The organism is Lacinutrix sp. WUR7 (assembly GCF_016864015.1).
Taxonomy (GTDB): Bacteria; Bacteroidota; Bacteroidia; order Flavobacteriales; family Flavobacteriaceae; genus Oceanihabitans.
The window spans coordinates 957,058-979,341 of the sequence record NZ_CP045067.1 but is presented as its reverse complement, the minus strand read 5'-3'; the positions used below and the strand labels follow the sequence as shown (position 1 = coordinate 979,341).

Below are 22,284 nucleotides of genomic sequence, written 5' to 3'. Positions count from 1 at the left end.
ATCTTTTAATTTAACTGTAATTTTTATTGTGGATTCCTGCCTTCGCAGGAATGACAGTTAAGCGTTCACTTCTTCTTTAATCCAATCGTACCCTTTTTCTTCTAACTCATGCGCTAGAGCAGCAGTTCCCGATTTTACAATTTTACCATTGTATAAAACGTGTACAAAGTCTGGTTTGATATAATCTAATAAACGTTGGTAGTGCGTAATTAAAATCACAGCATTGTCTTCGCTTTTCAATTTGTTTACTCCATTTGCTACAATACGTAATGCATCGATATCTAAACCTGAATCTGTTTCATCTAGAATAGCAAGCTTAGGCTCTAGCATTGCCATTTGAAAAATCTCATTACGTTTTTTCTCTCCACCAGAAAAACCTTGGTTTAAAGATCTAGATAAGAATTTTCTATCTATTTCTAATAATTCTGATTTCTCACGAATCATTTTTAACATGTCTTTTGCAGGCATGTCTTCTAAACCTTTTGCTTTACGATTCGCGTTGATAGCCGTTTTTATAAAGTTGGTTACCGAAACTCCAGGAATTTCTACAGGATATTGAAAAGAAAGAAATATACCTTTATGTGCGCGCTCTTCTGCTGCAAGATCTTCGATATCTTCACCGTTTAAAAGAATGTTTCCATCGGTAACTTCATATTCTTCTTTTCCTGCAATTACAGAAGCTAGAGTACTTTTACCAGAACCATTTGGTCCCATGATAGCGTGTACTTCACCAGCTTTTACTTCTAGATTAATTCCTTTTAAAATAGACTTGTCTTCTACACTTGCGTGTAAGTTGTTTATTTTTAACATAATTATTTTGTACCTAATTTTACAACGTTTTCTGCTTGTGTATCGATAGCAGAAATATTTAGTATTTCTTTAATATCTACTTGATTATCCCAACCTTCTTCTCCTTCCGGTTTTGGCTTAATTTCACCTCTAACTTCTATCATCACAAAGTCTGTGTCTTCTTTTTTAAAGTCTTTGGCTTTTTTGTTTAATTCGGTAACCTTATCGTTTAAGATAACACCATAAATCTGGTTTTTTGTTTGTAATACTGCAGCATCTGCATAATACACAAACTCCCCTTTAAGTAAGGTTAAGCCATCACTTTGTTTTGCTGTTCTACCATCTTCTGTTTCGGTAGTTTCTGTGTTGTCTTTTTTTGCTTCGTTTTTACAGCTTGTAAATGCTACCGCTAATACTAATAAGAATACTAATTTTTTCATTTTTTTAAATTTGAAAATAAACTTAATTTAATATATTTTGAATTCAATTTATAAGATTCCTGCCTTCGCAGGAATGACAATTATCCTACACTTCCTTCTAGAGATATTTCTAAAAGTTTTTGTGCTTCTACAGCAAATTCCATTGGTAATTTATTTAATACATCTTTACTAAAACCGTTTACAATTAATGCAATGGCTTTTTCGGTATCAATACCACGTTGGTTACAATAGAAAATTTGATCTTCTCCAATTTTACTTGTCGTAGCTTCGTGTTCTATTTGTGCTGTTTTATTTTTTGCTTCAATGTATGGAAACGTATGTGCGCCACATTCATTCCCCATTAATAAACTATCACATTGGCTAAAGTTACGTGCGTTTTCTGCGCGAGCGCTAACATGTACTAAACCTCTGTAGGAGTTTTGTGATTTACCTGCTGAAATACCTTTAGATATAATAGTCGACTTGGTGTTTTTTCCTAAGTGAATCATTTTGGTACCAGTATCTGCTTGTTGGTAATTATTAGTTACCGCAATAGAATAAAATTCGCCAACCGAATTGTCTCCTTTTAAGATACAGGAAGGATATTTCCAAGTTACTGCAGATCCTGTTTCTACTTGTGTCCAAGAGATTTTTGCGTTTTTCTCGCATAAACCACGTTTGGTTACAAAGTTGTAAACACCACCAACACCTTTATCATTTCCAGGATACCAGTTTTGTACTGTAGAATATTTAATTTCTGCATCGTCTAAAGCAATAAGCTCTACAACGGCTGCATGTAATTGATTTTCATCACGACTTGGTGCTGTACAACCTTCTAGGTACGATACATAACTACCTTCGTCTGCAACCAATAATGTGCGTTCAAATTGTCCGGTTCCTCCTTGGTTGATTCTGAAATAAGTAGATAATTCCATTGGGCATTTTACGCCTTTTGGGATGTAACAAAACGAACCATCACTAAATACTGCCGAATTTAAAGCCGCATAAAAGTTGTCGGTTGTTGGAACAATAGTACCAATATATTTTCTTACCAGTTCTGGATGTTCTTGTATTGCTTCAGAAATTGGCATAAAAATAATACCTTTTTCTGCTAATGTTTTTTTGAAAGTAGTTGCAACCGAAACAGAATCTACAACAATATCCATTGCGACATTGTTCATTTTCTTTTGTTCGTCTACAGAAATTCCTAGCTTTTTATACATCGCTAATAGATCTGGATCTACATCGTCTAATGTTTTGTTAGGATCTACAGCAACAGGAGCAGAGTAATAAGCAATAGCTTGAAAATCTGGCTTTGTATAATTTACATTTGCCCAATCTGGTTCTTCCATTTCTTTCCAAACCTTAAAGGCTTCTAGTCGCCAATCTGTCATCCATTGTGGTTCGTTTTTCTTTTTAGAAATAGCACGCACAATATCTTCATTTAAACCAATAGGAAATGTTTCAGATTCAATATCTGTAAAAAAACCATATTCATATTCTTTGGTTTTTAATTCTTCTCTAAGGTCGTCCTCTGTATACTTTGACATAATTTGTCTTTCCGTTTAATTATAATGAAAAAGATTCTCCGCAACCACAAGTTCGGTTTGCGTTTGGATTATTAAACACGAAACCTGTTCCGTTTAATCCTCCAGAATATTCTAGTGTTGTTCCTATTAAGTACAAAAAGCTTTTTTTGTCGACAATAATTTTTACTTCGTTGTCTTCAAACATTTTATCTTCTTCTTGTATTTCTTTATCAAATTTTAAATCATAAGATAAACCAGAGCAACCTCCACTTTTTACACCAACACGAACGTAGTCTGTTGCTGCATTGTAGCCTTCATCGGTCATAAGTTCTATAACTTTCTTCTTAGCTGTTTCTGAAACTTTTATCATATTATTAAATAGATTTTGTCTAAATAGAGTGCAAATATACAATATAAGTCATGGATTTCCATATAAGCTTACATTATATTAGTGATGTTTTTATAAGAAAAATCTATGGATTGATAAAAGCAGGATTGGTTGTGAATGAAGGGTCTGAAAGTGATAAAAGAAATGCTTTTAGGTCTGCTTTATCTGAATTTGTAAGTTGTACACCACCTTGATTCACTTTTTTCATTAATGGATCTATGGTTGGGGAATCTTGTAAGCCTTCGCTATAGTGATTAATGACTTCTTCTAAAGTGTTGAAACGACCATCATGCATGTATGGCGCTGTAAATAATAAATTACGTAGCGAAGGCGATTTAAATTTTCCATTATCTGCAGGATCACCAGATACTTCCCCCAATCCAAGGTCTGTAAATGTTGCGTCTAAACCATTGTTGTGAAAAATATTGTCTGTCCAAAGTGGGTTATTAGGGTTTCCATGACAATGAAAACAGTCTCCTTTGGTTTCGTCCATAAAAACGTTTAATCCGTTTGCTTCTTGAGGCGTAAGCGTTGCTTCTCCTAATAAATGTTTATCGAATTTAGAGTTTGAAGAAATTAAAGTCCGTTCAAATTGTGCCAGTGCTTTTGTGGTTAATTCTTTAGTGATTGGACTAGCACCAAAAGCTTCTTCAAATAATTGCGGATATTCTGGGTGTTGTTCTAATTTGGTGATTACCGTTTCCCAGGTAGCATTCATTTCTATTGGGTTTGTAACAGGTTCTAATGCTTGATGCTCTAGGCTGAAAACGCGTCCGTCCCAAAAGAATTTTTCGTCATAATTCCACGCTAAATTAAATAGAGGCATCGAGTTACGTGAACCTATACTGCCATCTACACCAACGCTAAACCTATCTGGATCTGTAAATGCATTCCCAGGATTATGGCAAGAGGCACATGCTTGCGTATTGTCTGCGGATAAAATAGGGTCGAAAAAAAGTTTTTTTCCTAGAGCGATTCCTTCCTCCGTTTGCGGATTATTTATTGGAATTACTGGAGGAATAATACGGTCTTCGAATACTTGTGGAATTTGTAACGGACTAGGTGTTGGTATATATACGTTTAGGTCTGAAGGCTCATTAGAACAAGACAGACAGAACACGAAAAGAATACTATATATAAACCGATGCTTCATTTTTATTCTGAAATTTCAGTCAAAGAAAATACATTTTGTCCGTTTTGAAACATCATTACTTGTGCATTAAAATTTGGCATCATCATATTGTGTAATGTATTTAAATCCCATAAATTCGGGTTTTTAAACCATTCGGCAATATTCATATTTATATTAAAAGTTAGGTCTTTTGTAATGGAAACCGGACCTAATTCTACATCGATAAAGGTATCTTGAAAAAGTAAATTATCAGGATTTGAATTATCTACAGCTCTAATGGCGTGATATGCATAACCTGTTTCGGTAGCTGTATTGTCTATAAATTTACCTTCCAATTGCATGTAGTGATAACCACCACCAAGCATGTCTGGAACGTTCCAAGATTCTGAATTTAAATCGGCGTACGTTTCGCTATAATTGTCTTCGTTATTAAATCCAAATGTAAAAATAACATTGGTGTATTCTCCTTTTGGGATTGGTGTATACGGCTGAAAAATTAAATTGACATCATTAGTTACATCTATTAGAAAATAACCACTGGTGTTTTGTATTTCTCCGTTTGCTTTTTCAAATCTAATGTTAGAGACCAAATAACGTAATTTTTCGATACTCATTTCTTCGCCATTAGCATTTGTGAATTGAATGCTGTTGAAGTCGGAATTTGTAACTGGCGTATCGTTCCAGCTATGTGTAAATTTAAATGCTGCGGAAACATTTTCACTTATATTATCATCTGTGTCTTCCGCGCACGAAAAGCATAAAATAGAGAAGAAAGCTAGCGCTAAAATCTTTTTCATAATTATTTTATTTTTATTATTAGTAGGTCGGTAAAACCTTTATTATTTGTTAAATCTGCGTCATCACTACTAGATTCTCCAACAGCAACATAAGATAGGTTTTGTAGTTGTACAGCATCATAAGCAAAATCTATGTTTGTACCACCAATTGTTTTTTGCCAACTTACATTCGCATTGTTATCTATTTTAAAAACCCAAGCATCATTTTGACCATTATTAGCATTTAAGTCGCCGTCAACACTTCTGGAACTTCCAGAAATAATAAAACCATTGTCTTGTGTTTTTGAGATAGAACGACCAGCATCAAAACTGGATCCACCCATTGTTTTTTCCCAGATTAAATCCCCATCAGGAGATATTTTTATAATCCATAGATCTGCAGCTCCAAGTAAATTGCTAACATCTTGGTCATTACTTCTGGTATCACCAACTACTATGTAGTTTCCATCATTCGTATTTGTGATGGCCCAAGCTTCATCAATTCCCGATCCACCAAAAGATTTTTCCCAAATAATATTTCCTGTGGTGTCTATTTTTACAACCCAAAAGTCATACGTTCCTTTGTTGTTATTAATATCTACATCATCACTATCTGAAGAACCAACAATAATATAACCATCATTGGTTTCAACGGCATCATGAGGTGTATCGGTATAAGACCCTCCATAATACTTACTCCATATTGTATTTCCAGTTGCATCTAATTTAATGGCCCAATAATCGCCTCCTGCATGTTTTGTGTTTCCAGCTCCACCGGAAGCGGAAACATCGAGAATCCCAGTTATAAAGTAGCCATTATCATTGGTTTGCAATAGTGAAATACCAACATCTACTCCTGAATATCCAAAAGATTTTTCCCAAATAATATTTCCAACGGCATCTAGTTTTGTTAGCCAGTAATCTTTAGCGCCGCTATTTTGGGTTACATCTTCATCAACACTAGCACTTTGGCCTAAGATTGCAAAGCCTCCATCTGTAGTTTGAATAATGGTATTTCCTCTATCATCTCCAGTACCTCCATAGGTTTTGTTCCATTGTAATTGGTTTTCTGTATCAAATTTTAAAACCCAATAATCATAGCTTTCATTTGGTTTATCTGTGATGTCAAAGTCCATACTTTGGGTGTGACCAAGTATAGCATAACCTCCATCTTGTGTGCTTACAACCGATTGTGCGCTTTCGTTTTTTGTTCCACCAAATGAAGTAATAGCATCTATTTCACCTAGATTTTCTGAGGTAGCTACATCATCATCCGACTTACAGCTATTTAATAAAATAAAGGTAAGGCTTGCTATTAGGGTTAAAACAATATGTGTTTTGTTATTCACTTTTTCTTACTATTAATAGCCCTCTTTCTATATCGCTAATTATAATATTTCCGCTTGAAAAATACGGATAAACACTCCAGGCACCATTAAAACTTGTGTTGTTGTTTTCTGGATGTGTATCAAAAAAACCAGATTCTACCATGGTCCCAGAAGCAATATTTGTAATATCAATCATTCTTAATCCTGCAGAATAGTTAGCTTGAAAATAAGTGTTTCCTTTTACATAACCATTATGATCTATGGCTGCAGTTGGTCCAAAATAATCTAAATGAAAAGCAGGATTATCTAAATCAGTAAAATCAAATACAATGGTTCTAGTGTTGTTCCCAAATCCCATTTCATCGGTTTCATCTCCAAGAATAAAATAACGAGAATCTTCTGTAAACCAACCTTGATGTGTATAACCAATATTGTTGTACGCAATTGTAGAAATAGTAACAGGATTAGCTTTATCTGTTATGTCTGCTATTACTACTTCATTTTCATTACTTCCTATTAAAATTTCATGTCCAGAATAATCAGAATCAGGACCTGTATACGTTACAACTTGTGCATCATGAGAATAGCCATTGAAACCACCTTCTGCTATTGGGTTTGTTGGATTTTGAATATTTATAAAATGAGCACCACCTCCAAAGGTGTTAGAGCCTACTGCGTATGCATAGCCAGAATCTTCATTAATAACAATGTTGTGGGCTTTTCCAAATTCGGTATAATGTGCGTCTGATGTGAAGTTTATAGGAGGATTTGTCACATTTCTTAATTTCGTTAAATCAAATACTTGCATACCATGATTTAAGTTTTGACTACCATCTGCTACAATATAAGCATGGTTGTTATATACTTTTACGTCTCTCCAAAAATTAGCACCATCAGCAGTATCTAATCTTCCTAGAAAAACGGGTTCCGTAGGGTTTGTAATATCTACAAAAGCAGTACTGTTTGTCATTGCTATAAGTGCATATTCATTTCCTGTTAAAGGATCTGTCCATCCCCAAATATCGCTTCCTTCAGGATTCCCCATTGTGTTAGCTAAAACAGAAACAGGAATTTGTGCCATTAAATCATATCCGTCACAAGGATATTCACCAGCCATACCATTAATACATTCAAATAAAGGAGTAGTGGTAATATCATCACAAGTATTACCAATACCATCATTATCGTCATCGGCTTGATCTGGATTGGCTATTTCTATGCAATTATCAATATTGTCTGGTATGCCATCTCCATCTGTGTCTAGGTTGGCTTCTTCATCACAGGGGTTACCAATACCATCATTATCATCATCTGCTTGGTCAGGATTTGCAATAGTAATACAGTTGTCTAAATTATTAGGTATTCCGTCTCCATCAGAATCTTGGATAATTATAGCGTCTACTGGCTCGTTATCACAAGAATGCATTAAAGGAGTCAATAAGGTAATTACAAAGATTGTTTTTAAAAGGAGTCTCTTCTTCATGAATTTGGGCATAATAGAAATTTATTATAATATTTTCAGCTTTTAGAGCAAATTTAGGAGAATTATCTACAAAAAACTTGCGCTTACTGTTAAAACTATTTTTGGTTCCCTTTTAGTGTATTTATCTATAGCCACTTTTAAATGCTGTTTTATTTAATATTATGGTATATATTTATTTTAAGCTTCTTATTTTTGCAGCATGATAGAAGATAAAAATCAACAACGTACCGCATTAAGTGATTTAGGAGAATTTGGATTAATTGACCACTTAACTTCTCAGTTTGAAATTTCACATAAATCAACAATTAAAGCAATTGGAGATGATGCTGCAGTTTTAGAATTTAAGAATAAACAAATTGTAGTTACTACAGATTTGTTGGTAGAAGGTGTGCATTTTGATTTAAGCTATGTGCCTTTAAAACACCTAGGTTATAAAGCGGTTGTTGTTAATTTATCAGACGTGTTTGCTATGAATGCAAATGCCACTCAAATTACAGTGTCTATTGCGGTTTCTAATCGTTTTCCGTTAGAAGCTATAGAAGAGTTATATGCAGGGATTGCTACTGCAGCAAAAATTTATGATGTGGATGTGGTAGGAGGAGATACCACTTCATCTACTTCAGGATTATTAATTTCTATTACTGCTATTGGGGAAGTAGAAAAAGAAGATGTAGTGTATAGAAGTGGTGCAAAACCAAACGATTTACTAGTGGTTACTGGTGATATTGGTGGTGCATATATGGGATTACAAGTTTTAGAACGCGAAAAGCAAGTGTTTTTGGTAAATCCGAATAGCCAACCAGATATGGAGCCTTACGCTTATATTATGGAAAGACAATTAAAACCGGAAGCTAGAAAAGATATTGTAAAACTTTTTAAAGATTTAGAGGTGAAGCCTTCTTCTATGATAGATATAAGTGATGGTTTATCTTCTGAAATCATGCATTTATGTAAACACAGTAATGTGGGTTGTGATTTGTATGAAGACAAATTACCATTAGATCCTCAAGTAATTTCTACTTGCGAAGAATTTAATTTAGATAGCACAACGGTTGCTTTAAGTGGCGGTGAGGATTATGAATTGCTATTTACGATTTCGCAAGAAGACTATCCTAAAATTAAAGCAAATCCTAATTTCACGGTAATTGGTTATATGACAGAGCCAAATGTAGGTATGCATTTAGTAACTAGAGGAGAAACTAAAATACCATTACAAGCGCAAGGTTGGAACTCGCTTAACGATCAAGAATAAGTTCTTTTCGTTTTTCTTTTTTATAGTACACACTTTTTAAAACAGAATTAATCCTTTTAAATTTAGGCGTAAGCGGAATCAAGTTACCATTTGCATTTGTTGTCATTTGTTTTTTACAATGTTTGCATTGATATTCTTTCACATGTGCTGTGATATCTTTTGAAACTATAAAGTCATGACCAAAAACGCTACATTGAATAGTGTTCATAGAATTTAATTAGCTAGTTTAGAGCTAAGTAAGTTAGAGGATTTTATAGTTTTTACTTAATAATCACTTAGTTAATCGATGAAGCGTAAGATTTTTCCTGTAAACGCATTACTTTCCTGTTGTATATACGTTCTAAAACAGAGTTGATTCGCTCAAACTTAGGAGTAAGGGGAATTAAATTACCATTACTATTTGTAGTCATTTGTTTTTTACAATTAGCACATTGGTATTCCTTTACATGATAGGTTACTTTTCTAGAAACTTCATATTTGTGTCCAAAAATATTGCAAACTAAATTAGGAATAAAAGCAGGTTTGATGGTAGGTTTGTTCATTTTATTAGCGTTTGGTTACAGTAAATCTAATAAAAAAAATAATATAAACGTTGAAACGCGTGATTTATTCGATGAAATGCACAATCTCTTTCAGGAGTTGGATTGGGTTTTCAATATGACTCATGTGTCCTTCGCTTAAAACTACCGTGTTAATTTGGGTGTTTTTAGTTTCTTTAATTAACTTTTCTCCATCCACTACAGGATCATTTTCTCCTATAAGGATCGTTCTTTTACCCTCTAAAGACTGAAATACTTCTTGTCTGTTTGGTCTTCGTCGCATACCTTCCTGACAAGCAATATATCCTTGAACAGGAGTTTTTAGAGCTTCTTTTAAAGCAGTATCAAATTCCGCTTTATATACTGTTTTGCTTTTTTTACTAAATAAATTAGCAAAAGACATACGTACCATATTGTTAAAATTGGTGTGTATCATCTTGTTTGCTCTAGCGCGAAGTAATTTACGTTCGTCATCATCGGCTTCATAAGTTGAATTCATTAAACATAATCCTTTTAAGTTTTTATGGTTTTCTTCGGCGAAAGCCAAAGCAACATATCCACCCATAGAATGACCAATCATATAATACCTTCGTAGTTTTAAATGATTTAAAACCGCAAGAACAGCTTCGGCCATGTCTTCCATAGTATGCACATATCCTAAGCAAGGTGTTTTTCCGTGACCCAATAAATCGATACAAATTACGCGGTTTCTTTTGGTGAGTTCTGGTAAAAAGGCATTCCACATCGTACTGTTTTCTAGAAAACCGTGTAATAAAACGATAGCTGTACCTGCACCTTGATCTGTGTAAAAAATATTTATGCCTTTGTGATCTAAAATCATATTTAAACTATATTGTGCAAAGATAATTAAGGGTTTGTAATAAATTGCGACTCTATATTTAAAATAATACATTTCCTTTTACAGCAATAGAATATGAATAAAACTAAAGAATTATTAATTACAAGCTTTGCCTTGTTTTCGTTGTTTTTTGGAGCAGGAAATTTGCTATTACCACCGCTTTTGGGGTATCAGGCAGGCGAGAATTGGTTTTGGGTAATTATAGGTTTTGTAATTACCGCAGTAATAATTCCTATAATAGGTATTTATGCACATGCCAAATTACAAGGGACTTTGTATGATTTTGGTAAAAAAGTGTCCCCAGCTTTTAGTCTTATTTATTGTGTGCTTATTTATATCGTTGCAGTTGCAATTCCGTCACCACGTACCGCAGCAGCTACTCATGAAATTGCAATACATCCAAACTTTAATACTTCCCCTTTACTAACGAGTAGTATCTATTTTATTTTGGTATTAGTATTTGCATTAAATCGTTCTAAAATATTAAACCTTATTGGTAAATACCTAACTCCATTTATAGTGATTATGTTGCTTTTGGTAATTGGTATTGGTCTGTTCTCTTCACAAATGCTTACTAATCCTTCGCAATTTGAAGCGCCAATTGTAAACGGAATTTTAGAAGGTTATCAAACTTTTGATGCCATTGGAGCAGTGGTTGTAGGAGCTGTAATTATTATATCTATTAATTTAAAAGTTAAAGATTCTTTTGAAGCAAAAAAAGAACTGATTAAAAAATCGGGATTTATCGCAGGATTTGGACTCTTCGTTATTTACGCTGGGCTTATTGCTGTTGGTGCTTTTTATGGATCCGAAATAGATGTGAATAGCGCATTAAGTAGTGATATGCAACGCGCAAATCTGTTAACAGGAATTAGTAAAAAAGCATTAGGAACTTTTGGTAATACTATTTTAAGTGTATTAATCGCCTTGGCTTGCTTTACAACGGCAGTAGGTATTGTGACCGGAACTGCAGATTATTTTAAAGGATTAATAAAAAATTCGCAAACTGTGTATGTCATTACAGCAGTATTAGCTTCTGTGATTGGTGTAGTCGTTGGTCAGTTAGATTTTAATTCTATAATCGTGATTGCATTACCAGTGTTATTATTCATTTATCCAATAACTATTGTGCTCATTTTACTAAACGCAATCCCAGATAGATTTGCTTCCAATACCGTATTTCGAGTAGTGGTTTTACTAACCTTTATTTTTAGTATTCCAGATGTGCTTAATTTTTTAAGCCCTTCTACAGATTTAACACAAGTTATTTCCAGTATTCCGTTTGCAAGTCATAGCTTAGGTTGGGTGCTACCAGCTTTTATTGGTTTTATATTGTTAAATTTCAAAACTTTTACGACTAAAGCCATAACGAACCAATAGGTACCACATGGCAGAGCAGGACATCACAAGATATTCGTATAAAGATATATTTTCATTGAGCGTTGTTCAATTTGAAAAAGCCTGTGTTTTTAATAAACCAGAACAAGTCGATGCCTATAATATCTATTGGATTAAAAAAGGAAAAGGCACCTATAACATCGATTTTGAAAGCTATAATTTTCAAGACAACGTGCTGTTCTTTTTATCTCCTGGTCAAGTGTTTTCTGTAGATTCCGAAAAAATCCAAGAAGCCTACAAAATATCTTTTATTCGAGATTTCTACTGCATTCAAACCCACGATAAAGAAGTCGCTTGCAATGGCGTTCTTTTTAATAATGTCTACGAAACCCCTTTTGTAAAACCTTGCACTAGCGACACACAAAAACTAGATTTTATATTAGACGGTTTAATCGAAGAATTTAAAACCAACGAAGCTGCGCAATATGATATGCTGCAAACCTATTTAAAGCAATTCATTATTCATGCCGTTCGCGTGCAAAAACAACACCTTACTATTAAAGAAGACGTAGAAACCAAACTCTTTAAAGACTTTAGCGTATTGGTTGAACAAAACTATAAAAAACTGCACGCCGTAACCGATTATGCGAATAGATTAGGACTTTCCCCAAAATCGTTAACCAAACATTTTAATAAAATAGGAAGCCAAACACCTAGCGATTTTATTAAAAACAGAATTATTCTCGAAGCCAAAAGACAGCTTATTTACTCTAATGATTCAGTAAAAGAAATAGCTTACGATTTAGGTTTTAATGACGCTGCGTATTTTACACGATTCTTCAAAAAAGCAGTATTAAAATCACCACTTCAGTTTAAAAAAGAATATTAATTTTTTGGGCGTGACCATAAAGGTCAGGCTGTACGTTAGATCTTTTTTTGCCATATATGGCAGCAAAAAAAGGATGCCACTTCCATCCTTCACGCAATAATTATAGGTTTTTATGTTTCAAAAGCATAATAAAATAGGCATGTCCAAGCATAAGGAACTTTTGTCCATTTTTCAAAGCGTATTCTCGTCGCATCTTTGCAGTGTAATTAATAACTAATCAAAAATTATGAAAATAGAACAAAATATACAATGTCCAAATTGTTGGGGATTTCAGGAATACGACGAAAAGCAAGCCGACAATAAAATTTGCGATTGTAAAAGTCAAGAGTAAAAAACGCAATAAAACTTAAATAAATAATAATAAGATTCCTGCCTTCGCAGGAATGTAAAAACAAATATTATGAGCACAAGAATTGAAACATTAGATCCAGAAACAACTACAGGAAAATCTAAAGAATTATTTAATGCAGTACAGAACAAATTAGGATTTATTCCAAACCTAATAAAAGTGTTTGGTAATTCGCCAGCAACCTTACAGACCTATTTAAGTTTAGGAGAGTTAACAGGAAGCGGAAACTTTAGTAACAAATTTAGAGAACAATTAGCATTAGCAATTGCAGAAGAAAATGCATGTAACTATTGTTTATCTGCGCACACAGCAATTGGTAAAATGAATGGCTTAACCCAAGAGCAAACTGAATTAAGCCGACAAGCAATTGCAGCAGATTCTAAAACACAAGCAGGTTTACAATTTGCACAAGATGTAACTAAAAACAGAGGGCAAGTTTCTACAGAAGCTATTCAAACAGTAAAAGAAGCGGGCTATAATGATGGTGATATTTTAGAAATCGTTTTAAACGTGGTTTCTAATACACTTACCAACTATGTAAATCATATTGCAGAAACCGAAGTAGATTTCCCAAGTGTAGAAACAGGAAAATTCACAGTAACTAGCAATTAATACAAATCATAATTACAAACATATAAAATACAAAATCATGAAGAATTTATTTATCGCAATCTTTTTAGTAGCATTTTCAATCACGGCTACAGCACAAGACAAAATGACTAAAAGTACAACTGCAACAACTGTTGTGTTAGAACAAACATTAGGAGAATTCACGCAGAAAGAATTAACGCTTAAAGAAGGGACCTATGTATTTCAAGTTTCTAATAATAATGCCGCGCCAGAAGTTGGTCTGGTTTTAATAGAAGCAGGAAAAGATGGAGCAGATTCTAAAAATCATATTGCAGATGCTTATGTTTCTCAAATGGTAAAACACGGTAAAACAGAATCTTCAAAAGAGGTAACGCTTACCAAAGGAACGTATCAATATTTTTGTCCTTTTAATAAAACACCACAATATACTTTAACCGTAGAGTAGTTGTTTGATTAATAGTTTTTAGTGTAAAAGCGAGCTTTAGTAAAGCTCGCTTTTTTTTGTATTATTTTTCGGATTTTGCTATATTGATTTAAAATTTAAAGTCATGAAAAAAATCATTTTAAGCGTATTCTTTATTTGTGTTTGTTTTCTTTCTTATGCGAGCCATACACCAAAAATTGGCGATGTATTAATGGTTAAAGCGCCTTCTAGTCAGTTTTATAATCATATTGCATTTCCACAATTAAATATATTGGTGAAGCGTGGTAAAACAGCAAGTTATGCGCCAGTAATTGGAAACAAGGTTGTGGTAGAAGAAGTGTTTACAAAAAAGGATAAAACCTATGTCATTTTAAAAAAGAGTGATGGCACCAAGTTTTTCGGACTGTATAAAGATGTAAAAGCAAATTACCAAAAAGCTATGGATTCTGGTGAATTGGAGTTGTTGAAATCTTAGTGTTAGGTCCATGTTACGCCAATGTTGGTGTTTTTTACCAACATTTAAAACCATTAATTCTTCAAGTTTTTAATTACCGAAAACGCCTTGTCTACCACGTGATCTTCCACTAAAACCGTAAACTCGTTCGTGGTAGAAACTACTTCGTAAATCGGAATGTTCTCCCAAGCCAAACGCTTAAAAATCTGATAATATAAACCCGATATTTTCGAATTGTCTTTTGGTAAACGTACGCTAATTGCAGATAATCCTTCTTGGATTCCTAATTGGTTTTCGGAAGCAAAACACTTTAAAATCGCCTTTTTTTCTGAACTCGAAATGATGATGTTACTTTCGTAAATTCCTCGGGTAAATGCGTAAAAAATATCTTTATTTGTTTCTACTTGGTCTAAAATTTTGGTGTGACTTTGTATTAGGGTTTCCGAATTCTGAAACGTAAAATCACTCAAATTAGAACGCACTGTTATATCTCCTAATTTTTGTAAAGTACTTTTTAATTTTAACGAATGACGCAAAGTGTTTGGTGTATTATATCTTCGTAAAGCCATCATAATTGCTCCAGACTTTACCGGTTTTCCTAGCATAACACCAATTGGCGCGTTTAATTCTTCAGCTAAAGCAGAATAGTTAATAATACTTCTTGACAAGGCTTCTTCTAAAAAGGGTTGTGTAATTAATATGTCTTCTACACAAGAGGCAATAGTTTTCATAAATGGTAGTTTATTTAATGATATGCTTCAGTCCGTCCGCACTATATGCGAAATTAAATAAATTGTTAATTATTTAACAATTTGTGTAAAAGTAGTATAATTTTTTCATTTTTATGGTTAACAACAACGTACTAAGTAGCTTTACACTATAAAATAGTTAAGATTATGTTGGTATTAAAATTTGGAGGTACATCTGTTGGGTCTATAGAAAACATGATTCATGTAAAGGATATCATTAATAACGGACAACAAAAAGTGGTGGTTTTGTCGGCAATGTCAGGTACTACAAATGCATTGGTTGCCATTTCAGAGTACATAAAAATCAAAAATATAGACAAGGCTCTTATTGTGATTGATGCCTTAAGAAATAACTATAGTAAAACCATTACGTCTTTACTTAGTAATCCTGCTTTGCATGCTGAAGTTTCAGCCTATGTATATACAATATTTGATGATTTAGAAACGCTGGTGAACAAGCCTTATTCTATCTTATTATATAACCAAATTGTAGCGCAAGGTGAATTGTTATCTACCTTTATTTTTAGTCGTTACTTACAACAAGAAAATATAAATGCAGCATTATTGCCGGCTTTAGATTTTATGCGAATTGATAAAACATACGAGCCAGATAACTATTATATACAACAGAATTTAAACCGAATTATTACGGGAACTCCCGATGCAGAGATTTACATCACGCAAGGTTTTATTAGTCGGGATGCCGAAGGTAATATTGCGAACTTACAACGTGGCGGAAGCGATTATACGGCAACCATTATTGGTGCAGTTTTAAAAGCGGAAGAAGTACAGATTTGGACAGATATTGACGGATTCCATAATAACGATCCGCGTTTTGTGGAAAACACGAAGGCCATCTCTAATTTGTCTTTTGATGAATCTGCAGAGTTAGCATATTTTGGAGCAAAAATTTTGCATCCACAAACCGTAATGCCAGTTCGTGCATTAGATATTCCAGTGCGATTAAAAAATACCATGTCACCAGCATCTCATGGTACCTTAATCACTAATGAAGTGCATGGTGAAGGTATTAAAGCAATTGCTGCAAAAGATAACATCACAGCAATAAAAATTAAATCGGCTAGAATGTTACTAGCACATGGTTTTTTAAAGAAAGTATTTGAGATTTTTGAGCGTTATGAAACGTCTATCGATATGATTACTACTTCCGAAATTGCAGTTTCGTTAACTATCGATGATACTACACATTTAGAAGCTATTGTAGAAGAATTAGAGCGTTTTTCAATTGTAGAGGTAGATGATTATATGAGTATAGTTTGTTTGGTTGGAAATGCTATCATTTTTCATGCAGATACTCCGAATTTATTTCAGATTTTACAAGATGTGAGTGTTCGTATGATTTCTTACGGAGGATCTAATAATAACATCTCGTTATTAATTAATACTAGCGATAAAGTAGAAACCTTGAAAAAACTACAGCGTTATGTTTTTGAGAATGATGGGGTTTTGGTGTAGGGAATCGTTTTGATTGTTGTTTTGTTGGTGGAAAACACCAACAAAGGCTAGGCTCCTTGTTTTCTCCGCCAATGTTGGTTTTTTTTCACCGCCATTTAGAACACAAATCAGTATAGAGACTTAGCTAGAATATAGCATAAAAAAGCCTCAATGAAGAGGCTTTTTTTTTAACGTATGTATGTTTTTTATTTATTCATAATTTCTTCAATCTCATCCGCTTCAATTGGTATGTTACGCATTAAATTGAATGGTTCTCCCGTTTTTTGTATCACGACATCATCTTCAATACGAATACCAAATCCTTCATCCGGAATATAAATCCCAGGTTCTACAGTAAAGACCATGTTTGCTTGCATTGGCTCTGTTAGAATGCCATAGTCATGTGTGTCTAATCCCATATGGTGGCTAGTTCCGTGCATAAAGTATTTCTTGTATGCTGGCCAATCTGGATTTTCGTTTTGTACATCTGCTTTATCTATTAAGCCCAAGCCTAATAATTCGCTAGTCATTAGTTTTCCAACTTCTACATGGTAATCTGCCCAGATAGTTCCAGGGACCAACATTTTGGTTGCTGCGTTTTTCACTCTTAAAACAGCATTATAAACTGCTTTTTGTCTGTCGTTAAACTTTCCAGAAACAGGAATCGTTCGTGTCATATCACTAGAATAATTTGCATATTCTGCACCAACATCTAATAAGATTAAATCGCCAGCTTTACACTCTTGGTTGTTTTCTATATAATGTAGAACGTTCGCGTTATTACCAGAAGCAACAATTGGTGTGTAGGCAAAACCTTTTGAGCGATTGTTTAAAAACTCATGCATAAACTCTGCTTCAATATTATACTCCATAACCCCAGGTTTTACAAAGTTTAATATTCTACGGAAACCTTTTTCAGTAATATCACAAGCTTGCTGAATGAGATCTAATTCTATCTGATCTTTTACAGAGCGTAAACGTTGTAAAATAGGATTACTTTTAGCAACAGCATGTGCTGGATATTTTTCTTTTAACCACTTAGTGAAACGGTCTTCGCGAGTTTCAGTTTCTACATTTGCTCTATAATGCTCATTGGTGTTTATGTAAACGGTTTCTGCTTGTGTCATTAGTTCAAACAATACTTTTTCTATGTCTTGTAACCAATACACGGTTTTAATTCCGCTTGTTTTAAATGCAGCTTCTTTGGTAAGTTTTTCACCTTCCCAAACGGCAATATGTTCGTTGGTTTCTTTTAAAAAAAGAATTTCTCTATGCTTCGGATTTGGGCAATCTGGAAAAAGAACCAATATGCTTTCTTCTTGATCTACACCGCTTAAGAAAAAAATGTCTCTGTGTTGTGCAAATGGTAAAGTGCTATCTGCACTTACTGGGTAAATATCGTTAGAATTGAAAACAGCAAGACTTTTTGGCTTCATTTGAGAAGCAAAATTTTTACGGTTTTTTATAAAAAGTTGGTTGTCTATTAGGTTGTATTTCATTGAAAAATTGTTTTAAATTCCCTTTAGAAAAGGAATTTTATTTTTGAATTCCGTTAAGTGTATCAAAAATAAGAAGTTTAAAATACAATTGTTATAAAAGCGTCTTAAAATATGGCGCCTTTTTTCTAATTGCTTTGTACCTTTTATATTTATAGGTATCTTGAAACTTTAAATCGCTATTATGAAAATTAGAGTCTTTTTTACGTTTTTAATATGTTTTATGCTTTCTGCGGAAGCGCAACAACCAGCAACAGCTTCCAGCTTGGTTCAAAATGCTTTAAAAGAGAAACAGGTATTAATAGAAAACTCGCTAGTTAAAAATATTCCTTTTGAAAATATTGGGCCATCTATAATGAGTGGTCGCGTTGTCGATATAGAAGTGAATCCAGAAAATACCATAGAGTTTTATGTAGCCTATGCGTCTGGCGGATTATGGCATACCCTAAATAATGGGTCTACTTTTACGCCAGTTTTAGATACTGCACAAACACAAAATATTGGAGATATTGCTGTCGATTGGAATAACAAAACCCTTTGGGTTGGTACTGGTGAAAATAATTCTTCACGTTCTTCGTATGCCGGAATTGGTATTCTAAAGTCGAACGATAACGGAAAAACATGGACCAATGTTGGGCTTCACGACTCGCATCATATTGGTCGTATTTTAATTAATCCGAATAATCCAGAGGAAGTAACAGTCGGTGTTATTGGACATTTATATTCTCCAAATGCAGAGCGTGGTGTGTATAAAACGATGAATGGCGGAAAAACATGGAAGCAAACCCTTTTTGTAAATGATGTAAGCGGAATCATAGATTTACAATATGCACCAAATAATTACAATATCATGTTTGCTGCTGCTTGGGAGCGTGATAGAAAAGCTTGGCATTTTAACGGAAACGGAAATAACTCCGCGATATATAAAAGTATAGATGCAGGAGAAACTTGGATAAAAATTTCCACAGAAGCTAGTGGATTTCCAACAGGAAATGGTGTTGGTAGAATTGGATTGGCAATTTACGATGATAATATTATTTATGCATTGCATGATAATCAATTCCGAAGAAAAGAAACCACCAAAAAAACAGATAAACGTGGTTTAACAAAAGAAGATTTTAAAACCATGAGCTCAGAAGACTTCTTGAATCTAGAAGATAAAAAGCTAAATGGGTTTTTAAAAATGAATGGTTTTCAAGAAAAGTATCGTGCAGAAAATGTAAAGCAAATGGTACGTAGTGGCAATGTAAAACCGACAGATATAGCACGTTATTTAGAAGACGCAAATACCATGCTTTTTGATAGTCCGGTAATTGGCGCTGAGGTGTATAAAAGTAAAGATGGTGGAAAAACGTGGAGCAAAACACATGAAGACTATTTAGACGATTTGTATTATAGTTATGGATATTATTTTGGAGAAATCCGCGTGGACCCGCAAAATGAAAATGGTATTTATGCTATGGGAGTTCCTATTTTAAAATCGAAAGATGGCGGAAAAACTTTTGTTTCTATCAGTAAAGAAAACGTGCATGCAGATCATCAAGCACTATGGGTAAACCCTAAAAAAGCAGGGCATTTAATAAATGGTAATGATGGCGGTTTAAATTTAAGCTATGATGATGGTGAAAGTTGGGAGAAGCTAAACGTAAATGCCGTTGGGCAATTTTATACCATAAATGTAGATAATGAAAAACCATATAATGTATATGGTGGTTTGCAAGATAATGGCGTTTGGGTTGGTGCAAATAATGCAAAGCAAAATAAGGGGTGGCAGCAAAGTGGTCATAATCCTTGGGAGAGTTTAATGGGCGGTGATGGTATGCAAATTCAAATAGATTCTAGAAATGCGAATCTGTTGTATACCGGTTATCAGTTTGGTAATTATTATAGAATTAATCGCGAAACTAAAGCGCAGAAATACATTCAGCCAAAACATGAATTGGGTGAAAATCCGTATCGATTTAATTGGCAAACACCAATATTACTATCGCCACACAATCAGGATATTCTGTATTTAGGTGGAAATAAATTAATGCGTTCTATGAATCAAGGCGACGATTGGAAAGCAATTAGCCAAGATTTAACTAATGGTGGAAAAAAAGGAAATGTTGCCTATGGAACCTTAACAAGTATTAGTGAGTCTCCTTTTGCGTTCGGACTTATTTACACCGGAAGTGATGATGGGTTGGTATATGTAACTAAAGACGCAGGCGGAAGCTGGGAGAATATTTCAGCTAATTTACCAAAAGATCTTTGGGTGACGCGGGTTATCGCTTCGCAACATAAAGAAGAACGTGTTTATGTCACTTTAAATGGCTATCGTTGGGACGATTTTAATAGCTACGTGTATGTTTCCGAAGACTATGGAAATACGTGGAAAAGCATACGTTCTAACATTCCAATGTCGCCAGTAAATGTTATCAAAGAAGATCCTGAAAATGAAAATATTCTCTATTTAGGAACCGATAATGGTGCCTATGTTACTTTTAATAAAGGAGCGAAGTGGGAGGTATTCCATAAAAATTTACCTGCAGTTGCTGTGCATGATTTGGTGATACAACCAGAAGCTAAAGATTTGCTTTTGGCAACACACGGAAGAAGTTTTTATAAAACGAATATTGCGCCATTACAAAAAATGAATGTGAATCTTTTGAGTAAAAAAATAACGCTTTTCCCTTTTGAAGATGTACGCTATTCGGCACGTTGGGGAAGTTCTTGGAGCAAGTGGTTTGACGCAAATACACCTCTAGAAATTATTAAGTTTTATGGGAATACTTCAGAAACTAAAGAAGTTAAAATCCTTTCGGAAAAACAATCCATTTTAAATACTATTTCTGTGGAAGCAGATAAAGGATTTAACTATGTAGATTATGATTTGTCATTAACCGAAAACGGAAGAAAAGTGCTTCTTAAAGAAAATACAAGTATCGATATTGAGGCTGCTAAAAACGGAGTGTATTATTTACCAAAAGGAACTTATTTTATTCAGATAGACGCTGAGAAAGTAAAATTTGAAGTGAAGTAGCAGTATCTAAAATACTATTTCTCCTGTTTTCAAGTTATTAGTGTAAACCAATAAAACATGAAAACGTTCTATTTTATTTTTTGTAGTTGTTTGATGCTATTGTCTTCTTGTACTGATGTTAATGACGAACCAGATACTACTTCCGACGCAAATTTAATTATTAAACTAGCATTTAATTCTACCCAAGAACGATTGGGTAATTTTGGGGAGCCTGTTTCTGTTGCAACAGGAAATGCTGCGCAATCGCCTAGTATAAATAGAATGAGCGCGAATTATATTGAATTTGCACCAAATATGTTAACGGCATTAGGAACTGGAGAAATTGTTTTCTCCGGAAGCGAAACAACATCTGGAGGCGAAAAAGCTATCGATTTTCAAGAGGCGAGATTTGCAGGAAATAACGAAACTTTTTTAACTATTCCTTTAAGTCAAGTCGCTGCTGGAGATTATGAATGGGTTCGTGTGTCTTTGGCGTATCAAGAAGGAGATATTGATTTTTTAGGAGAAGATGGAAATGATTATACCGGAACACTGGCGAGTTTTGTTGGCTATAACACCTATGTTTCTACTTTGAATTTAAACGGAAGTACTATTGCAATAAACGCAAACAGATTACAAGGTTTTTGGGCTTTTGAAACTTTAGGGTTTACGGCACAAGGTCAAGCACCGGAAGGAGCGACAACAGTTCCTAATCCGTTGTTCGATTCGTCACCAATTCCGCAAGGTTCTTGTGTGGTAACTGGAGAATTTGAAAACGGTTTAACTATTTCAGGTAATGAAACCGAAGATGTGGTGGTAACCTTATCCTTTTCCACAAATAATAGCTTTGAGTGGACTGAAGTGCATGCCGACGGGAAATACGAGCCAAGTGCTGGAGAGCAAGTAGTAGATATGGGGCTTCGTGGCCTGATACCTAGCGTCAATTAATTAAATCCATTCTAAATAAATTTATAAAAAGCATTTTCACTTGCTTGCGTTAGCGTTGCTTGTTATATTTGTGTAATTATAATCTAACTACAC

Annotated in this window: 22 protein-coding genes; 9 read left to right on the top strand and 13 right to left on the bottom strand. The window is 34.1% G+C overall.

Annotation, left to right across the window (positions count from 1 at the left end; genetic code table 11):
• Window positions 1-57 precede the first annotated feature (57 nt).
• The 8 genes from sufC to FG167_RS04310 all read right to left on the bottom strand — a co-directional run bounded on the left by sufC (window position 58) and on the right by FG167_RS04310 (window position 7,844).
• Window positions 58-810, bottom strand: coding sequence for a Fe-S cluster assembly ATPase SufC (gene sufC / locus FG167_RS04345; protein WP_203460200.1), 753 nt, complete (start codon window positions 808-810; stop codon window positions 58-60).
• A gap of 2 nt (window positions 811-812) precedes the next feature.
• On the bottom strand, window positions 813-1,229 hold the full coding sequence (locus FG167_RS04340; protein ID WP_203460199.1) for a hypothetical protein: 417 nt from the start codon (window positions 1,227-1,229) through the stop codon (window positions 813-815).
• A gap of 80 nt (window positions 1,230-1,309) precedes the next feature.
• Window positions 1,310-2,758, bottom strand: a complete 1,449-nt coding sequence (gene sufB / locus FG167_RS04335) for a Fe-S cluster assembly protein SufB (protein ID WP_055442177.1) — start codon at window positions 2,756-2,758, stop codon at window positions 1,310-1,312.
• Window positions 2,759-2,777: 19 nt separating this feature from the next.
• Entirely contained in the window at window positions 2,778-3,107 is a 330-nt protein-coding gene (locus FG167_RS04330) for an iron-sulfur cluster assembly accessory protein (RefSeq protein WP_203460198.1), read from the bottom strand.
• Between the two features lie 103 nt (window positions 3,108-3,210).
• Window positions 3,211-4,278, bottom strand: a complete 1,068-nt coding sequence (locus FG167_RS04325; RefSeq protein WP_203460197.1) for a cytochrome-c peroxidase — start codon at window positions 4,276-4,278, stop codon at window positions 3,211-3,213.
• Between the two features lie 2 nt (window positions 4,279-4,280).
• Window positions 4,281-5,054: an MbnP family protein gene (locus FG167_RS04320; RefSeq protein ID WP_203460196.1), complete on the bottom strand. Its 774-nt coding sequence runs from the start codon at window positions 5,052-5,054 to the stop codon at window positions 4,281-4,283.
• A gap of 2 nt (window positions 5,055-5,056) precedes the next feature.
• Window positions 5,057-6,382, bottom strand: a complete 1,326-nt coding sequence (locus FG167_RS04315) for an aryl-sulfate sulfotransferase (protein ID WP_239004442.1) — start codon at window positions 6,380-6,382, stop codon at window positions 5,057-5,059.
• A complete protein-coding gene (locus tag FG167_RS04310) occupies window positions 6,375-7,844 on the bottom strand; it encodes a choice-of-anchor B family protein (RefSeq protein ID WP_203460195.1) in 1,470 nt (489 codons plus the stop codon). The genes FG167_RS04315 and FG167_RS04310 overlap by 8 nt, the downstream gene beginning before the upstream one ends.
• Before the next feature lie 199 nt (window positions 7,845-8,043).
• On the opposite strand from FG167_RS04310, the gene thiL reads away from it, so the two are divergent.
• Window positions 8,044-9,096, top strand: coding sequence for a thiamine-phosphate kinase (gene thiL, locus FG167_RS04305; protein WP_203460194.1), 1,053 nt, complete (start codon window positions 8,044-8,046; stop codon window positions 9,094-9,096).
• On the opposite strand, the gene FG167_RS04300 is transcribed toward thiL, so the two are convergent.
• The 3 genes from FG167_RS04300 to FG167_RS04290 form a co-directional block, all read right to left on the bottom strand.
• A complete protein-coding gene (locus tag FG167_RS04300) occupies window positions 9,080-9,304 on the bottom strand; it encodes a hypothetical protein (RefSeq protein WP_203460193.1) in 225 nt (74 codons plus the stop codon). The genes thiL and FG167_RS04300 overlap by 17 nt on opposite strands.
• A gap of 67 nt (window positions 9,305-9,371) precedes the next feature.
• Window positions 9,372-9,638 carry a hypothetical protein gene (locus FG167_RS04295; RefSeq protein ID WP_203460192.1) on the bottom strand — a complete coding sequence of 89 codons (267 nt, stop codon included), beginning with the start codon at window positions 9,636-9,638 and terminating at the stop codon, window positions 9,372-9,374.
• A 64-nt stretch (window positions 9,639-9,702) separates the two neighbouring features.
• On the bottom strand, window positions 9,703-10,476 hold the full coding sequence (locus tag FG167_RS04290) for an alpha/beta fold hydrolase (RefSeq protein WP_203460191.1): 774 nt from the start codon (window positions 10,474-10,476) through the stop codon (window positions 9,703-9,705).
• A 93-nt stretch (window positions 10,477-10,569) separates the two neighbouring features.
• Between FG167_RS04290 and brnQ the strand changes: the two genes are divergently transcribed.
• From brnQ to FG167_RS04265, 5 genes are all read left to right on the top strand, one after another.
• A complete protein-coding gene (gene brnQ / locus FG167_RS04285; RefSeq protein WP_203460190.1) occupies window positions 10,570-11,874 on the top strand; it encodes a branched-chain amino acid transport system II carrier protein in 1,305 nt (434 codons plus the stop codon).
• Between the two features lie 7 nt (window positions 11,875-11,881).
• Complete coding sequence (locus FG167_RS04280; RefSeq protein ID WP_203460189.1) at window positions 11,882-12,721, top strand: AraC family transcriptional regulator; 840 nt, start codon at window positions 11,882-11,884, stop codon at window positions 12,719-12,721.
• A 400-nt stretch (window positions 12,722-13,121) separates the two neighbouring features.
• Window positions 13,122-13,682: a carboxymuconolactone decarboxylase family protein gene (locus FG167_RS04275; RefSeq protein ID WP_203460188.1), complete on the top strand. Its 561-nt coding sequence runs from the start codon at window positions 13,122-13,124 to the stop codon at window positions 13,680-13,682.
• Between the two features lie 37 nt (window positions 13,683-13,719).
• Window positions 13,720-14,106: a cupredoxin domain-containing protein gene (locus tag FG167_RS04270; protein WP_203460187.1), complete on the top strand. Its 387-nt coding sequence runs from the start codon at window positions 13,720-13,722 to the stop codon at window positions 14,104-14,106.
• A gap of 103 nt (window positions 14,107-14,209) precedes the next feature.
• Window positions 14,210-14,560, top strand: coding sequence for a hypothetical protein (locus FG167_RS04265; RefSeq protein WP_203460186.1), 351 nt, complete (start codon window positions 14,210-14,212; stop codon window positions 14,558-14,560).
• Window positions 14,561-14,613: 53 nt separating this feature from the next.
• On the opposite strand, the gene FG167_RS04260 is transcribed toward FG167_RS04265, so the two are convergent.
• The gene (locus FG167_RS04260) at window positions 14,614-15,270 is read right to left on the bottom strand and encodes a hypothetical protein (RefSeq protein WP_203460185.1); all 657 of its coding nucleotides are present in this window, start codon (window positions 15,268-15,270) and stop codon (window positions 14,614-14,616) included.
• A 165-nt stretch (window positions 15,271-15,435) separates the two neighbouring features.
• Between FG167_RS04260 and FG167_RS04255 the strand changes: the two genes are divergently transcribed.
• Window positions 15,436-16,764, top strand: a complete 1,329-nt coding sequence (locus FG167_RS04255) for an aspartate kinase (RefSeq protein WP_203460184.1) — start codon at window positions 15,436-15,438, stop codon at window positions 16,762-16,764.
• A gap of 185 nt (window positions 16,765-16,949) precedes the next feature.
• Here FG167_RS04255 and FG167_RS04250 read toward each other — a convergent pair whose 3' ends face one another.
• The gene (locus FG167_RS04250; RefSeq protein WP_203460183.1) at window positions 16,950-18,242 is read right to left on the bottom strand and encodes an aminopeptidase P family protein; all 1,293 of its coding nucleotides are present in this window, start codon (window positions 18,240-18,242) and stop codon (window positions 16,950-16,952) included.
• Between the two features lie 181 nt (window positions 18,243-18,423).
• Between FG167_RS04250 and FG167_RS04245 the strand changes: the two genes are divergently transcribed.
• A complete protein-coding gene (locus FG167_RS04245) occupies window positions 18,424-21,264 on the top strand; it encodes a glycosyl hydrolase (protein WP_203460182.1) in 2,841 nt (946 codons plus the stop codon).
• Between the two features lie 57 nt (window positions 21,265-21,321).
• Entirely contained in the window at window positions 21,322-22,191 is an 870-nt protein-coding gene (locus FG167_RS04240) for a hypothetical protein (protein ID WP_203460181.1), read from the top strand.
• The last annotated feature ends 93 nt before the right edge of the window (window positions 22,192-22,284 follow it).

Coding starts and splice junctions, on each gene's coding strand:
- FG167_RS04295 (WP_203460192.1), bottom strand. CDS start 9,638: ATGAACAAACCTACCATCAAACCTGCTTTTATTCCTAATTTAGTTTGC.
- FG167_RS04265 (WP_203460186.1), top strand. CDS start 14,210: ATGAAAAAAATCATTTTAAGCGTATTCTTTATTTGTGTTTGTTTTCTT.
- FG167_RS04290 (WP_203460191.1), bottom strand. CDS start 10,476: ATGATTTTAGATCACAAAGGCATAAATATTTTTTACACAGATCAAGGT.
- FG167_RS04260 (WP_203460185.1), bottom strand. CDS start 15,270: ATGAAAACTATTGCCTCTTGTGTAGAAGACATATTAATTACACAACCC.
- FG167_RS04280 (WP_203460189.1), top strand. CDS start 11,882: ATGGCAGAGCAGGACATCACAAGATATTCGTATAAAGATATATTTTCA.
- FG167_RS04330 (WP_203460198.1), bottom strand. CDS start 3,107: ATGATAAAAGTTTCAGAAACAGCTAAGAAGAAAGTTATAGAACTTATG.
- sufB (WP_055442177.1), bottom strand. CDS start 2,758: ATGTCAAAGTATACAGAGGACGACCTTAGAGAAGAATTAAAAACCAAA.
- thiL (WP_203460194.1), top strand. CDS start 8,044: ATGATAGAAGATAAAAATCAACAACGTACCGCATTAAGTGATTTAGGA.
- FG167_RS04300 (WP_203460193.1), bottom strand. CDS start 9,304: ATGAACACTATTCAATGTAGCGTTTTTGGTCATGACTTTATAGTTTCA.
- FG167_RS04275 (WP_203460188.1), top strand. CDS start 13,122: ATGAGCACAAGAATTGAAACATTAGATCCAGAAACAACTACAGGAAAA.
- FG167_RS04320 (WP_203460196.1), bottom strand. CDS start 5,054: ATGAAAAAGATTTTAGCGCTAGCTTTCTTCTCTATTTTATGCTTTTCG.
- FG167_RS04255 (WP_203460184.1), top strand. CDS start 15,436: ATGTTGGTATTAAAATTTGGAGGTACATCTGTTGGGTCTATAGAAAAC.
- FG167_RS04240 (WP_203460181.1), top strand. CDS start 21,322: ATGAAAACGTTCTATTTTATTTTTTGTAGTTGTTTGATGCTATTGTCT.
- FG167_RS04270 (WP_203460187.1), top strand. CDS start 13,720: ATGAAGAATTTATTTATCGCAATCTTTTTAGTAGCATTTTCAATCACG.
- FG167_RS04310 (WP_203460195.1), bottom strand. CDS start 7,844: ATGAAGAAGAGACTCCTTTTAAAAACAATCTTTGTAATTACCTTATTG.
- sufC (WP_203460200.1), bottom strand. CDS start 810: ATGTTAAAAATAAACAACTTACACGCAAGTGTAGAAGACAAGTCTATT.
- FG167_RS04325 (WP_203460197.1), bottom strand. CDS start 4,278: ATGAAGCATCGGTTTATATATAGTATTCTTTTCGTGTTCTGTCTGTCT.
- FG167_RS04245 (WP_203460182.1), top strand. CDS start 18,424: ATGAAAATTAGAGTCTTTTTTACGTTTTTAATATGTTTTATGCTTTCT.
- brnQ (WP_203460190.1), top strand. CDS start 10,570: ATGAATAAAACTAAAGAATTATTAATTACAAGCTTTGCCTTGTTTTCG.
- FG167_RS04340 (WP_203460199.1), bottom strand. CDS start 1,229: ATGAAAAAATTAGTATTCTTATTAGTATTAGCGGTAGCATTTACAAGC.
- FG167_RS04250 (WP_203460183.1), bottom strand. CDS start 18,242: ATGAAATACAACCTAATAGACAACCAACTTTTTATAAAAAACCGTAAA.